The following is a 13,922-nucleotide window of genomic DNA, read 5'->3' as shown; positions in this document are numbered from 1 at the left end:
GGGTGGAGGCCCGAGAAGCGGGCCTCCACCCCCCTCTCCTTTTTGTGTTGTGGGAGCACGAACCTCGCTGCCACCATCGGAGGATGGCGGTGTACAAGGTCAGGGTCGTGCGTGCCGGCGAATGGCGGAAGCTCAAGGCACTCAGGCTGGAGGCGCTGGCCGATCCGGTGGCCTCCGTGGCCTTCCTCGAGCGCCACGAGGATGCGGTCTCCTACCCGGACGAACTCTGGCAGCAGCGTGCCGCCGAGGGGGAGAAGCAGGAGGACAAGGTGACGTTCGTCGGAGAGGACTCCGACGGACAGTGGTGCGGGATGCTGACCGTCCTGGCCGAGGAGGCGCAGACGCAGCTGGTCGGTGTCTACACACGGCCCGAGCAACGGGGGACCGGGCTGGCGGTGCGGCTCTTCGAGGCGGCCCTCGAATGGTCCTGGACGCGCCCGGAGGTGCGGAGCGTCCGGCTGTGCCTGCACCGGGACAACCTCCGCGCCGAGGCCTTCTACCGGCGGATGGGATTCCGCCTGGTCGGGAAGGCGGTACCCGACCCGGAGGGGCCGGGATACCTGGAGCACCGGATGGTGCTGGAGCGGCCACCCGACCTCTGACGGTCAGAGGCGGCCCGCGGCCTTGAGGGCCAGGTAGGTGTCGGCCAGGGCGGGCGCCAGCTCCGCGGGGTCGGCGTCCACGACCGTGACGCCGTGACGGCGGAGCCTGGCCGCGGTGTCCCGGCGTTCACCCTGCGCCCGTGCCGCGGCGGCGGCCCCGTAGACGGCGTCGAGCGTGCCGCGGGCGCGGGCCATCTCCTCGATGCGGGGATCGGAGACCGACGCGACCACGACCGTGTGGCGTTGCGTGAGCAGGGGGAGCACCGGGAGCAGGCCCTCCTCCACGGGGGAGGCGTCGAGGCCGGTGAGCAGGACGACGAGCGAGCGCTGCGAGGAGCCGCGGAGGACGGCCGAGACCATGCTTCGGGCATCGGACTCCACGAGCGCGGGTTCGAGCGGGGCCATCGCGGTGACCAGGGCGGGCAGCAGGTCCCGGGCGGTGCGTCCCTGCACCGCGGCGCGCACCCGGCGGTCGTGGGCCAGCAGGTCGAAGCGGTCGCCGGCCCGGGAGGCCAGCGCCGCCAGCAACAGGGCGGCGTCCATCGCCGCGTCGAGGCGCGGGACGTTCCCGACGCGGCCCGCCGAGGTGCGGCCGGTGTCCAGGACGGTCAGGATGCGGCGGTCGCGCTCGGGGCGCCAGGTGCGGACGGCGACGCCCGTCTGGCGGGCGGTGGCACGCCAGTCGATGGACCGCGTGTCGTCCCCCGGAATGTACTCGCGCAGGCTGTCGAACTCGGTGCCCTCGCCGCGGGTGAGGACACTGGTGCGCCCGTCGAGTTCGCGGAGCCGGGAGAGCCGCGCGGGCAGGTGCTTGCGGCTGGTGAAGGGCGGCAGGACGCGCACGGACCAGGGGACGGAGTGGCTGCCCTGACGCGCGGCGAGACCCAGGGGGCCGTGGGAGCGGACCGTGACGCGGACCGCTCGCCGGTCGCCGCGCCGGGTGGGCTGCAGACGGGTGGTGAGGCGGCGGCGTTCGCCGGCGGGCACGGTCAGCCGGTGGCGGGAGGCGGCGGTCCCCGAACCGGCGGGCCAGCTGCTGGGCGGCCAGGCGTCGCGGAGTTCGGCGCGGAGGGGGCGGCCGGAGGGGTTCGTGACGGTGAGGTGGACCTCGGCCGACTCACCGAGCCGAACTGACGTATCACCGGAACGGGTGAAAAGGAGCTTTCGGACTGGTGCCGCGCGTCCGAGGTCGTACAGAATTGCGAAAAGCAGGGGGAGTTCGACGGCGAGCAGGCCGATCCAGCTCGGCAGCAGGAAGCCGACGAGGAGCGCGCCGAGCGCGGCGATGAGGGCTGTTCGTCCGGTGAGGGCCATCGTTCGGTCCGCGGCGTCTCAGCGGGGCACGGGGACGTGGGCGAGGAGCGAGGTGATCACGCTGTCAGCGGTGACGCCTTCCATCTCCGCCTCGGGCCGTAGCCGGAGGCGGTGGCGGAGGGTCGGCAGGGCGAGGGCCTTCACGTCGTCGGGGGTGACGTAGTCGCGTCCGGCCAGCCAGGCCCAGGCGCGGGCGGTGGAGAGCAGCGCTGTGGCGCCGCGGGGCGAGGCGCCCAGGGAGAGGGAGGGGGATTCGCGGGTGGCACGGCAGACGTCGACGACGTAGCCGGCGACCTCGGGGGAGATGGCGGTCTTGGCGACTGCGGAACGGGCCGCGTCGAGTTCGGCGGGACCCGCAACTGGGCGCACTCCGGCGGCTGTCAGATCGCGTGGATCGAACCCCTCGGCGTGCCGGGTGAGGACCCTCACCTCCTCCTCCCGGGAGGGCAGCGGGATCTGCAACTTCAGCAGGAAGCGGTCGAGTTGGGCTTCGGGGAGGGGATAGGTGCCCTCGTACTCGACGGGGTTCTGAGTGGCGGCCACCAGGAACGGGTCGGGGAGCTTGCGCGGGGTGCCCTCGACGGAGACCTGCCGTTCCTCCATGGCTTCCAGGAGGGACGCCTGGGTCTTGGGCGGAGTGCGGTTGATCTCGTCGGCGAGGAGGAGGTTGGTGAAGACCGGGCCCGGCTGGAAGGAGAACTCCGCGGTGCGGTTGTCGTAGATGAGCGAGCCGGTGACGTCGCTCGGCATCAGATCGGGGGTGAACTGGACGCGCTTGGTGTCGAGTTCGAGAGTGGCGGCCAGGGACCGGACCAGGAGGGTCTTGGCGACGCCCGGGACGCCTTCCAGCAGCACGTGTCCACGGCAGAGCAGGGCGATGACGAGGCCGGTGACGGCGGCGTCCTGGCCGACCACGGCCTTGGAGATCTCGCTGCGCAGGGCCTCGAGGGCGGCGCGGGCGCTGTCTGCGGAGGGGGCGCTCACGGGGTGCGGTCCTTGTCTGTAGAGGAGGGGGCGATGCGGTTTTCGAGGAGGTCGAGTTCGTCGGCCAGCCGGACGAGTGCGTCGTCGTCGGCCGGGGCGGGGCCGAAGAGGAGAGCGTGGACGGAGGGGCCCTCGCCCCCGGTGCGGGCGGTGAGGGCCGGAACCAGGGCCTGGGGGAGATGGGCCTGGGAGGAGGGGACCCCGACGAGCGCGGCGAGACGTCCCCGGGCGGCGGACCGCAGTGCGTCGGCGGCGCGGTCGCGCGCATTCGTCTGCCGGTACAGACGGGCCCGCCCCTCGGTGGTCTCGGAGGCCGGAACGGTGACGGGCAGCCGTTCCGGGACGAGGGGGCCGAGGCGCCGGGCCCGCCACAGGGCGGCGAGGGCGGCGGCGACGGCGAGTTGGAGGGCGCCCCACTTCCAGCCGGAGGGGACGAGCTCGGTGAAGCTGCGGTCGCCGTTGCCGGCGGTGCCGTCGTCCGGGGAGGGGAGGTACCAGACCAGATGCGGGCGGGAGCCGAGGAGTTGCAGGGCGAGCGAGGCGTTGCCCTGTTCGGCGAGCCGGTGGTTGTACAGCAGGTCCGGGGCGCCGAGCAGCACCGTGTCGCCCCCGCCCTCCTCCGGGAGCCGGAGGAGGGTGGGCAGGCCGGCGCTTGGGTAGCAGGCGTCGGCGCCTTCCAGGGAGGTGGTGTAGGTGATGCCCCCGAGGTCGGCCCGGCCGGCCCGCCGGGCGTAGGGAGCGTCGCAGGCGGGAGGCAGTCCCCGGACCGAGGTGGGTTCCACGGCCCGTGCTCCGGGGGTCAGGAGGTCCATGGAGGCGGGGCCGGGAGCCAGCAGGACGGTGCGGCCGCCGCTGCCGGAGGCCGCGGCGCGCAGGGAGGACTGCTGGTGGGCGCTCAGCAGGTCGGGACCGACCACCAGCAGGGTGGTGTCGGGCCCCGCGGCGGCGGCCGCCTCGGCGGTGGTGGTGACGACGGTGGTGTCCACGCCGCGGTCGGCGAGGAGCTCGGCGGTGGCCCGGCTGCCGTAGCGGTCGGCGGACCGGGGGTCGAGCATGCCGTGCCGGTCGCCGGAGCGCAGGGCGGCGATGGCCAGACCCGCCAGTGCCAGGACGGCGGCGGCCAGCAGCAGGCCCCGGGCCTTGGCCCACAGTTCGCGGGCGGTGGGCGAGACCGGGGCGGCCGGCGCGGGGGGAGCGGGCGCGGGGGTGGTCACGGTGTGCCTCCGCCGGTGGTCGCGGTGCCGGAGAGGCGGCCGTCGAGCCGGGGCCTGCTCCGCCGGACGGCGTCGTCGACTTCGCGCAGCCGGTCGTACGCGGCCCGGTCGGCGGGCCGGTCGGCATACGTGACCTCGTCGAAGGCCAGCGCGGCGGCGCGCAGGGCGGCGGCGTGCTGCGGCAGGGCGCGGGAGGCCTCGGCCGCGGCCTCGTCGGCGGTGCGGCCGGGGCGGGGATCGAGCAGGGCGCGTTCCTCCAGGGAGCGGACCAGGGCCCTGGTCCGCTCCTGGAGGGCCTCGCTCCAGCGGCCCTCGGCGGCGTGCCGCTCGGCCTCGGCGCGGTGCTCGGCGGCGCTGAGGGGGCGGTCGCCGAAGAGCGCACCGCGGTGCCGGGTGCCGGGGGTCCGGCGCAGGGCGCCCATCCGCAGCCGCAGGGCGACCAGCAGCAGGACGACGATCAGGATGACGACCAGGACGCCGGTCCAGCCGCCGGGGGTGACGCCGGCCGCCGCGTCGAGGAGATCGCCGACCCGCTCCCACACCCAGTCGATCAGGCGCCGCAGCAGGCTCGGGTCGTTCTCGTGGTACATCGGTTTGGACAGCTCGTCCTCGGCGGCCTCCCGGGCGGGGCCGCGCGGGATCGTCACCGGTGCCCCGCCGTCGTCCGGCGGTGCGGCGGCGGGGACGCGCCCCGTCGCCGCACCGCCCGCCGCGACCGCCGTCACCACGTCAGTTCCCCGGGGCGGGGCCGCCGGGATGCGGCTCGTGGCCGGGGACGCCCGCGGCCCGGGCGAGTTCCAGGTCGAGGGCCTCGCGGCGGATGCGCTGGTCCATGTAGAGCAGGGCGGTGACGCCGGCGGTGATGGGAAGGGTGACGGTGGAGGCCAGGACCGCGCCGATGCCCACGATGACCAGGTACGTCCAGGACATGTCGGCGACCCCGCCGGACAGGAACCTCTCGACGCCGTCGCCGCTGACCACGGGGGCCAGCAGGGTGGCGGGGAGCTGGATGATCATTCCCACCAGGAAGACCAGCAGGGCCGTGAGGACCTGGATGCCGAAGATCCGCCACCAGGAGCCCCGCACCAGCTTGGCGGAGCGGCGCAGGGCGTCGGTCACGCCCTGCCGCTCCAGCATCAGCGCGGGGGCGGCGAGGCTGTAGCGCACCCACAGCCAGGCGGCGGCCGCCAGACCGGCGAGACCGCCGAGGAAGCCGAGGAGCACACCGCCCTCCACGGAGCCCGCGACACCCAGCAGGAATCCGGGCAGGAAGCCCAGGAGGACCACGCCGACCACGATCCCCGTGACCAGCAGGGTCAGTCCGAGCAGGCGCAGCAGCCGCGGCCGGGAGTCCCGCCACGCCTCCCCGGTGGTCACCGGACGGCCCAGCACCGCGCGGCTGACGACCATCGTGAGCATCGCGGTGGCCAGGACGGTGCCGACCAGGGCGGCGAGCATCTCGACGCCCAGGGTGCTCATCGTGCCGCTGAGCGCCTCCCGCACCTCCTCTCCGGTGGGGTCGGTCTCCGTCTCGAGCGCCCGCAGGCCGCTGTTGTCCCGCAGCCAGACGCCGGTGGCGATGGTGGACACGATCTGGATCATGACCGCGACGGCCAGCGAGATGCCCAGGGCCGTGCGCCAGTGGGTGCGGGCGGTGGTGACCGCTCCGTCCAGGATCTCGCCGATGCCCAGAGGGCGGAGCGGGATGACGCCGGGCTTGGCGGCGGGCGGCTGGTTCCAGTGCCCCCAGCCGGGCTGCCCCGGCGGCGGAGGAGGAGGGGTCCCCCAGCCCTGGGGCGCGGCAGGCGGCTGCTGCGCCGACCAGTTCGGCGGCTGCTGGGGCGCGGAGGGCGTCTCGCCGGCGGGCGCCCCGTCCCCGGAGCCCCCGGGGCGGCCGGTGGGGCCGCCACCGGATGCGTTCCCACCGGCCCCCGGGTGAGGATCGGAGGGGGAGGATCCGGGCGGTACCCAGCCCGGGGAGTCACTCACTGCAGTTCACCTCGAGTTCTCGCGGTCCGTCCGTGGGAGTTCGGCTGGTTGGCAGCCATCGTGCCACGCGCCGTCCCGGAACGCGGCGGGCCCTTCGGGACCGGTCGCCTTCGACTGCGGCAGGGAGAAAGGGCAGACTGTTCGAATGGTTGACCAGACTGAGGGCCGGTCCGCGACACCGGCCCCCGATGACGCACCGGTTCCCGTTCCCGCGCTCCGCTGGGAGGAACCTCCCGAGGGGCCGGTGGTGGTGCTGCTCGACCAGACCCGGCTGCCCGCCGAGGAGGTCGAGCTCGTCTGCACCGACGTCCCCGCCCTGGTGGACGCGGTCCGCTCGCTCGCGGTGCGCGGCGCCCCGCTGCTGGGACTGGCCGGCGCGTACGGCGTCGCACTGGCCGCGGCCCGCGGTTACGACGTGACCGAGGCCGCCGAGCACCTCGCGCACGCCCGTCCGACGGCGGTCAACCTCGAGTACGGGGTGCGGCGGGCGGAGCGGGCGTACCGCGCGGTGGCCGAGGGCGGCGGGGATCTGGAGCAGGCCGCCGCCGCGGCCCTCGCGGAGGCCAGGGCGCTGCACCGGGAGGACGCCGAGGCGAGCGAGCGGATGGCCGCGCACGGTCTGGAGTTGCTGGGCGAACTGCTGCCGGGCGGCGGCTACCGGATCCTCACCCACTGCAACACCGGCGCGCTGGTGTCCGGCGGCGGGGGCACCGCGTTCGGGGTGGTGCGGTCCGCGCACCGCGCCGGCGAGCTGCGCAGGCTGTGGGTGGACGAGACCCGGCCGCTGCTGCAGGGCGCGCGGCTGACGGCCTACGAGGCGGCCCGCGAGGGCATGGCGTACACGGTCCTCACGGACAGCGCGGCCGGTTCGCTGTTCGCGGCCGGGGAGGTCGACGCGGTCCTGGTGGGCGCGGACCGGATCGCGGCCGACGGCTCGGTGGCGAACAAGATCGGCACCTATCCGCTGGCGGTGCTGGCCCGCTACCACCACGTGCCGTTCCTGGTGGTGGCGCCGGTGACGACGGTGGACGCGGGGACGGCCGACGGCGCCTCGATCGAGGTGGAGCAGCGGCCCGGCCACGAGGTCACGGAGTTCGCGCCGCCGACCGTGCCGGGCGCGGGCGCCGAGCCGGGCGGCGGTCTCCCGGTGGCTCCCCTGGGGGCGCAGGCCTACAATCCGGCCTTCGACGTCACCCCGGCGGAGCTGATCACGGCGATCGTCACCGAGCGCGGCGTGGTCTCCCCGGTCACCGGTGACGCCCTGGCCGAGCTGTGCGCGCGCCCGGCACCGGGGCCCGAGGGGCCGCCGTCGGGTAATGGGATGATGGGCTCATGAAGGGACGCGTCCTGGTCGTCGACGACGACACCGCACTGGCGGAGATGCTCGGCATCGTGTTGCGCGGGGAGGGCTTCGAACCGTCGTTCGTGTCGGACGGCGACAAGGCCCTCGCCGCCTTCCGCGAGACCAAGCCCGACCTCGTACTCCTCGACCTCATGCTGCCCGGGCGGGACGGCATCGAGGTGTGCCGGCTGATCCGGGCGGAGTCCGGCGTGCCGATCGTCATGCTCACCGCCAAGAGCGACACCGTCGACGTCGTGGTCGGCCTGGAGTCCGGTGCCGACGACTACATCGTCAAGCCGTTCAAGCCCAAGGAGCTGGTGGCCCGCATCCGGGCCCGGCTGCGCCGCTCCGAGGAGCCCGCCCCCGAGCAGCTGGCCATCGGCGACCTGGTGATCGACGTGGCCGGCCACTCGGTGAAGCGGGACGGCCAGTCCATCGCGCTGACCCCGCTGGAGTTCGACCTGCTGGTCGCCCTCGCCCGCAAGCCCTGGCAGGTCTTCACCCGCGAGGTGCTGCTGGAGCAGGTGTGGGGCTACCGCCACGCGGCCGACACCCGGCTGGTCAACGTGCACGTGCAGCGGCTGCGCTCCAAGGTCGAGAAGGACCCGGAGCGGCCCGAGATCGTGGTGACCGTGCGCGGCGTGGGGTACAAGGCCGGACCCAGCTGACATGGTGCGAGGCGGTCGACTCCTCCCCGGCGGGCTGCTGTCCGAGGGGGCGACGGGCAGCCGGGCGCACCCCGTGTTCCGGATGTTCGTCCGCTGGGTGCGCCGTCCGCTGCTGCCGGTGGCGCGGCTGTGGCGGCGCAACATCCAGCTGCGGGTGGTGGCCGCCACGCTGCTGATGTCGCTGGGGGTGGTCCTGCTGCTCGGCCTGGTGGTCATCGGGCAGGTCCGCAACGGTCTGCTGGAGGCCAAGCGGCAGGCCGCGCAGAGCCAGGCGGCCGGCGGTTTCGCGGTGGCCGAGCAACTGGCCGACGACGCCGCCGACGGCCGCGCCGAGGGGGAGAGCGGGAGCGGCCGCAGGGGCGTCCAGGACACCGGCATCTGGCTGAGCAACCTGGTGGCGCAGCTGGCCAGCGGCGGGCAGGGCGTCTACTACCCGGTGGCGCTCAGCTCCGAGGAGGAGGCCGACACCTTCGGGGCGGACGAGACCACCGGGACCCACGGTCCGCGCGCCTGGGGATCGGTGAGGCCCGAGGAGAGCGTGTCGGAGGCGATGCGCCGGGCGCTGGACGAGAGCACCGACACCCACGAGCAGCACGGCAGGGTGGTGTTCGACGACGGCCGGACGGAGGCCGCGCTGATCATAGGCAAGCGGCTCAACGACCCCAACGGCGACCCGTACCAGCTGTACTACCTCTTCCCGTTCGAGCAGGAGGAGAAGTCCCTGAGCCTGGTCAAGGGCACCCTGGCCACGGCCGGGGTGTTCGTCGTGGTGCTGCTGGGGGCGATCGCCTGGCTGGTGGTCCGGCAGGTGGTCACCCCGGTGCGGATGGCCGCCCGGATCTCCGAGCGGCTCGCCGCCGGGCGCCTGCAGGAGCGGATGAAGGTCACCGGTGAGGACGACATCGCGCGCCTGGGGGAGTCGTTCAACAAGATGGCCAGAAACCTCCAGCTGAAGATCCAGCAGCTGGAGGAGCTCTCCCGGATGCAGCGGCGCTTCGTCTCGGACGTCTCGCACGAGCTGCGCACCCCGCTCACCACGGTGCGGATGGCCGCGGACGTCATCCACGAGGCGCGCGACGACTTCGACCCGGTGACCAAGCGGTCGGCCGAGCTGCTGCTGGGGCAGCTCGACCGCTTCGAGTCGCTGCTGGCGGATCTGCTGGAGATCAGCCGGTTCGACGCCGGGGCGGCCGCCCTGGAGGCCGAGCCGGTGGACCTGCGGGACGTGGTCCGGCGCGTGCTGGAGGGGGCCGAGCCGCTCGCCGAGCGCAAGGGCAGCCGTCTGGTGGTGCGCGGCGACGAGCGGCCGGTGGTCGCCGAGGCCGACGCCCGCCGCATCGAACGGGTGCTGCGCAACCTGGTGGTCAACGCCGTCGAGCACGGTGAGGGGCGGGACGTCGTGATCCGGCTGGCCTCGGGTGACGGCGCGGTGGCCGTGGCCGTGCGCGACTACGGCGTCGGCCTCAAGCCGGGCGAGGCCAACCGCGTCTTCAACCGCTTCTGGCGGGCCGATCCGGCCCGGGCCCGCACCACCGGCGGCACCGGCCTGGGGCTGTCCATCGCGGTCGAGGACGCCCGGCTGCACGGCGGCTGGCTGCAGGCCTGGGGCGAGCCGGGCGGCGGCTCGCAGTTCCGCCTGACGATCCCGCAGACCGCGGGCGAGCCCCTGCGCGGCTCGCCGATCCCGCTGGAGCCCGCCGACTCCCGCCGCCGGCGCGAGCCGCAGAAGGCCCTGCCGGGCATGGTGCGGGCCGCCGCGCCGCCGGCGCGGAGCCCGCACGGACTGCCGGGCCCGGAACCGGCGGGGCCGCCCCGCGGCGGAGGCGGCGCCGGCGCGGCGGACGCGGGCGGGACCGGCACACCGGGCGGGCCGAGCGGGCGGAACGGAACAGGCAGGACGGGGAAGACGGGAACCGCGAGGGGGCACGGACACGATGCGGACCGGCACGACGGTGGCTGAACGCCCCGGCCCGGGGGGCCCTGCGTCCCGCGGCGCCCGCCGCAGGAGGGGCCTTCGCGCCCCGCGCGGAGCCGCGGCGGTGCTCGGCGCCCTCGCCGTGCTGCTCGCCGGCTGCGCCTCCATGCCCGACGAGGGGGAGGTGCGCCGGGTGGACCCCTCGCTCCGCACCGACACCGGCTCCCAGGTGCGGGTCTTCGGGGTCAGTCCCCGCAAGGGGGCCCAGCCCTGGCAGATCGTGCGCGGCTTCCTGGAGGCCACCACGAGCGACGAGCCGAGGTTCTCCACCGCCCGCGAGTACCTCACCGAGGACACGGCGCGGTCCTGGGACCCGTTCGCCCGCACGACGGTGGTCGACGGGGCCCCCAGCGTCTTCACGCCCGGGGAGGCCCTCACCGAGCGGCAGGGCCGCGGCGCCACGCTGGAGGTGACCGGGGACACGGTGGCGGTCGTGGACGGCGAGCACGCCTACCGGCCCGGCGAGGGCACCTACCGGGAGATGTTCCACCTGGTGCAGGTCGAGGGCGAGTGGCGGATCGACCGGCTGCCGGACGGGCTGGTGGTGGCCGAGTCCGACTTCCAGCGCATCTACCGGTCCGTCGACACCTACCACTACGCCGACCTGGGGCCCGACACCGGCGCGGTGGCGCGGGGCACGGACGTCCTGGTCGCCGACCCGGTCTACCTCAGGCAGCGGATAGACCCGGTGACCGAGGCGGTCAGGGCGGTGCTGGACGGCCCGACCGGCTGGCTGGCCCCGGTGGTCGGCTCCGCCTTCCCCGCGGGCACGCGCCTGGCCGACGGCGCGCGCGTCTCCCCGGACGACTCCGGCACCCTGGTGGTGCCGCTGGCCGGGAGGGGGCTGGACGGCGGGGGCGGCCGGTCGCAGCGGCTGGAGAACGCCCGGTGCGACCGGATGGCCGCGCAACTGCTGTACACGGTGGACGGCCAGGTGTCGGCCAGGGTCGAGCGCGTCCGGCTGACCCGGGGCCGGAGCGGGGCGGAGCTGTGCACGCTGAACCGGGAGGAGGCGGCGGCGTACGCGCCGGGCCGGCTGAACGGCGGCCGCAGCGGCCAGTACTTCGTCGACGACCGCAGCCGCCTGTCCGAGGTGGGGGAGGGCCCCGGCCGGGCCGAGCCGGTGAGCGGGCCGTTCGGCACCGGGCAGGTCCAGATGAGCGCCGTCTCGGTGAGCCGGGACGAGAGGCGCGGCGCGGGGGTGTCCCTGGACGGGCGGTCGCTGTACGTCGCGCCGCTCTCCGCCGACGTCGAGCTCGGCGCACCCGTCCTGACCAGCAAGGCGGCCCGGGAGCGGGACGGTCTGACCAACCCCACCTGGGACGGGCTCGGGGACCTGTGGCTGGCCGACCGGAACCCGGACGACCCCGGGCTGCTGCGGCTCCGCGGCGGTCAGGAGGAGCCGGAGACGGTGGAGGTGACCGGGCTGGGCGGGGGACGGATCGAGGCGCTCAGGGTCTCCTCCGACGGTGTCCGGATGGCCCTGCTGGTCAGCGAGGGGGACCGCACCGGACTGCTGCTCGGGCGGATCGTGCGGCAGGGGACCGGGGACGGCTCCAGGGCCGTGGTGGAGGGACTGCGCCCGATCGCCCCGCGGATGGACGACGTGGTGGACGCCTCCTGGGCCGGCGACAGCCGGCTGGTGGTGGTCGGCCGGGAGGCGGGCGGCGTGCAGCAGCTCCGCTACATCGCCACGGACGGCTCGCCGGCCAGCCCGTCCACCCTGCCCGGCCTCAACGAGGTGACGGGGGTGGCGGCCTCGGAGGACGAGGAGAACCCGCTGCTGGCCGACACCAAGGAGGGCATCGCCCGGCTCGCCCGCGAGGACTGGGAACTGGTCACCGACGAGGGGTCGAAGCCCGTCTACCCGGGGTAGTCATCCCGGCATGCTCGGTGTGCGGGAGTGGTGGCGGGAACTGGCCGACCTGGTGCTGCCGGCCGACTGCGCGGGGTGCGGGCTGCCCCGTGCCGCCCTGTGCGCGCGGTGCGAGGCCCTGCTGCACGGTGCGGGGGCGCGGCGGGTGGGACCGCTCGCGGGGCCCGGCGTGCTCCCGCCCGTCTACGCGTGCCTGCCCTACGCCGACGAGGCGCGGGCGGTGCTGCTCGCGCACAAGGAGCGCGGCGCCCTCCGGCTGGCCGCGCCCCTGGGTGCGGCGCTGGCCGGGGCGGTGCGGGCGGTGGCGCGGGCCCGCGGCCCGGCGGACGCGGCCGCCGGGCCGCTGCTGCTGGTGCCGGTGCCGTCGGCGCGCCGTGCGGTGGCGGCGCGCGGCCACGATCCGGTGCGCCGCATCGCCCTGGCGGCGGCCGGGAGGCTCAGGCGCGGCGGGTGTGCCGCGCGGGTGCTGCCCGTGCTGCGGCAGGGGCGTCCCGTGGCCGACCAGGCGGGGCTGGACGCCCGGGGCCGGTGGGGGAACCTGGCCGGGGCGCTGGACGCCGTCGCGGGGGCGGGGCGGCTGCTGGGGGAGGGCCCGGTGGTCGTGGTGGACGACCTGGTGACCACGGGGGCGACCCTGGCGGAGGCGGTACGGGTCCTGGGCCGCTGCGGCGGCCGGGTGGCGGGTGCCGCGGTCGTGGCGGTGGCGGAGGCGGGGACGGGGGCGGCCTGAGGGGTGCCCGATGGGCTGTGTGGAAGCGGAACCGGCAGGGAAGGCGTGTCGTTACCAGCACACGAAGCGAAGGTGTACACGATCGGAGGTACGTCCTGCCAGGGGGTGCCGACCGTCCTCCGGTGGAGGTAGGTTCGGTTGTGAGGAATGGCGGCAGCCGTTCCCTGTGGCGGGACATGCGCGCTATCAGGTGTTCGCCCGGTTTGACTGGCCGCCTCCCTGGTGGGGCGGTGTTCTTCCCGAGGGGGAGGAGGTGAAGGTCGCAACCCGACGTAGCGCCGGAAGGTGACGGGAGCTGACCCCCGCCGTCCGGCCCCAGTGCACAGAGGGCGCACTCCGCCGCCTGGAGCACGGAGGCGCCCGGGAACGGAGTTCTGCGTGGACATCGTCGTCAAGGGCCGTAAGACAGAGGTGCCGGAGCGGTTCCGCAAGCACGTGGTCGACAAGCTCAAGTTGGACAAGATCCAGAAGATCGACGCCAAGGTGATCCGCCTGGACGTCGAGGTGTCCAGGGAGCCCAACCCCCGTCAGGCCGACCGCTCCGACCGGGTCGAGATCACGCTCCGCTCCCGCGGACCGGTGATCCGTGCCGAGGCGGCGGCGGCCGACCCATACGTGGCGTTGGACCTCGCCACCGAGAAGCTCGAGACGCGGTTGCGCAAGCAGCACGACAAGAGGGTCTGCGCGCGCAAGGGGAACGGCCACCACCGAGTCCCCGCGCACGACGTGGCCGTCACGGTACCCAACGCGGCGCGCGTCGGCGAGGACGGCCGTCTCGCTCCCCGGGAGGAGCAGGCCGGGCAGGAGCCGCCCACCATCCGGGTCGGGCCGCTGGAGGTGCAGGGCGAGGGCCCGCTGGTCGTCCGCGAGAAGACCCACGCCGCGGCCCCGATGTCGCTGGACCAGGCCCTGTACGAGATGGAGCTGGTCGGGCACGACTTCTACCTGTTCGTCGACTCCGAGTCCAAGCTGCCCAGCGTCGTCTACCGGCGGCACGGCTACGACTACGGCGTCATCCATCTGGAACCCGATCCGTTCGTGGAGGAGGCACCGCAGGGCGCGGGGGACGCTCTCGGTGGCTGATAACAGTCGCTGACACCGCGGACCGCCCCGCCCCCGGCCGAACGAGGAATTCGGCCGGGGGCGGGGCATGGAATCATGGCTCCACGCCCAACCGGCGCCCTGCACCGGCCGGTTGGCGCTGCGTTGCCTGGCTGCAGGGGGAGGA

Annotated in this window: 12 protein-coding genes; 7 read left to right on the top strand and 5 right to left on the bottom strand. The window is 74.9% G+C overall.

Annotation, left to right across the window (positions count from 1 at the left end):
* Nucleotides 1-83 precede the first annotated feature (83 nt).
* Nucleotides 84-602 carry a GNAT family N-acetyltransferase gene (locus ACFSJS_RS19820; protein WP_380902223.1) on the top strand — a complete coding sequence of 173 codons (519 nt, stop codon included), beginning with the start codon at nucleotides 84-86 and terminating at the stop codon, nucleotides 600-602.
* A gap of 3 nt (nucleotides 603-605) precedes the next feature.
* On the opposite strand, the gene ACFSJS_RS19815 is transcribed toward ACFSJS_RS19820, so the two are convergent.
* From ACFSJS_RS19815 to ACFSJS_RS19795, 5 genes are read right to left on the bottom strand one after another with little or no spacing between them, the layout of a single operon-like run.
* Nucleotides 606-1,916, bottom strand: a complete 1,311-nt coding sequence (locus ACFSJS_RS19815; RefSeq protein WP_380902221.1) for a DUF58 domain-containing protein — start codon at nucleotides 1,914-1,916, stop codon at nucleotides 606-608.
* An 18-nt stretch (nucleotides 1,917-1,934) separates the two neighbouring features.
* Entirely contained in the window at nucleotides 1,935-2,900 is a 966-nt protein-coding gene (locus tag ACFSJS_RS19810; RefSeq protein WP_380902219.1) for an AAA family ATPase, read from the bottom strand.
* Entirely contained in the window at nucleotides 2,897-4,114 is a 1,218-nt protein-coding gene (locus ACFSJS_RS19805; protein ID WP_380902217.1) for a DUF4350 domain-containing protein, read from the bottom strand. Before ACFSJS_RS19805 ends, ACFSJS_RS19810 begins: the two co-directional genes overlap by 4 nt.
* Nucleotides 4,111-4,839 carry a DUF4129 domain-containing protein gene (locus ACFSJS_RS19800; protein ID WP_380902239.1) on the bottom strand — a complete coding sequence of 243 codons (729 nt, stop codon included), beginning with the start codon at nucleotides 4,837-4,839 and terminating at the stop codon, nucleotides 4,111-4,113. The genes ACFSJS_RS19805 and ACFSJS_RS19800 overlap by 4 nt, the downstream gene beginning before the upstream one ends.
* Nucleotides 4,840-4,843: 4 nt before the next feature.
* A complete protein-coding gene (locus tag ACFSJS_RS19795) occupies nucleotides 4,844-6,103 on the bottom strand; it encodes a DUF7847 domain-containing protein (RefSeq protein WP_380902215.1) in 1,260 nt (419 codons plus the stop codon).
* Nucleotides 6,104-6,248: 145 nt separating this feature from the next.
* Between ACFSJS_RS19795 and mtnA the strand changes: the two genes are divergently transcribed.
* The 6 genes from mtnA to hpf all read left to right on the top strand — a co-directional run bounded on the left by mtnA (nucleotide 6,249) and on the right by hpf (nucleotide 13,777).
* Nucleotides 6,249-7,439 (top strand): S-methyl-5-thioribose-1-phosphate isomerase, encoded by a 1,191-nt coding sequence (gene mtnA, locus ACFSJS_RS19790; RefSeq protein WP_380902213.1) that lies wholly within the window; start codon nucleotides 6,249-6,251, stop codon nucleotides 7,437-7,439.
* Complete coding sequence (mtrA, locus tag ACFSJS_RS19785; protein ID WP_014061181.1) at nucleotides 7,436-8,113, top strand: two-component system response regulator MtrA; 678 nt, start codon at nucleotides 7,436-7,438, stop codon at nucleotides 8,111-8,113. The genes mtnA and mtrA overlap by 4 nt, the downstream gene beginning before the upstream one ends.
* Before the next feature lies 1 nt (nucleotide 8,114).
* A complete protein-coding gene (gene mtrB / locus ACFSJS_RS19780; protein ID WP_380902210.1) occupies nucleotides 8,115-10,073 on the top strand; it encodes an MtrAB system histidine kinase MtrB in 1,959 nt (652 codons plus the stop codon).
* Between the two features lie 79 nt (nucleotides 10,074-10,152).
* Nucleotides 10,153-11,964 carry an LpqB family beta-propeller domain-containing protein gene (locus ACFSJS_RS19775; RefSeq protein WP_380902208.1) on the top strand — a complete coding sequence of 604 codons (1,812 nt, stop codon included), beginning with the start codon at nucleotides 10,153-10,155 and terminating at the stop codon, nucleotides 11,962-11,964.
* Nucleotides 11,965-11,974: 10 nt separating this feature from the next.
* The gene (locus ACFSJS_RS19770; protein ID WP_380902206.1) at nucleotides 11,975-12,694 is read left to right on the top strand and encodes a ComF family protein; all 720 of its coding nucleotides are present in this window, start codon (nucleotides 11,975-11,977) and stop codon (nucleotides 12,692-12,694) included.
* 378 nt (nucleotides 12,695-13,072) lie between these two features.
* On the top strand, nucleotides 13,073-13,777 hold the full coding sequence (gene hpf / locus ACFSJS_RS19765) for a ribosome hibernation-promoting factor, HPF/YfiA family (RefSeq protein ID WP_380902204.1): 705 nt from the start codon (nucleotides 13,073-13,075) through the stop codon (nucleotides 13,775-13,777).
* The last annotated feature ends 145 nt before the right edge of the window (nucleotides 13,778-13,922 follow it).

The sequence above is a fragment of the Streptomyces desertarenae genome (assembly GCF_042681365.1).
Classification (GTDB): Bacteria; Actinomycetota; Actinomycetes; order Streptomycetales; family Streptomycetaceae; genus Streptomyces; species Streptomyces desertarenae.
This window is presented reverse-complemented; position numbering and strand designations above follow the sequence as displayed.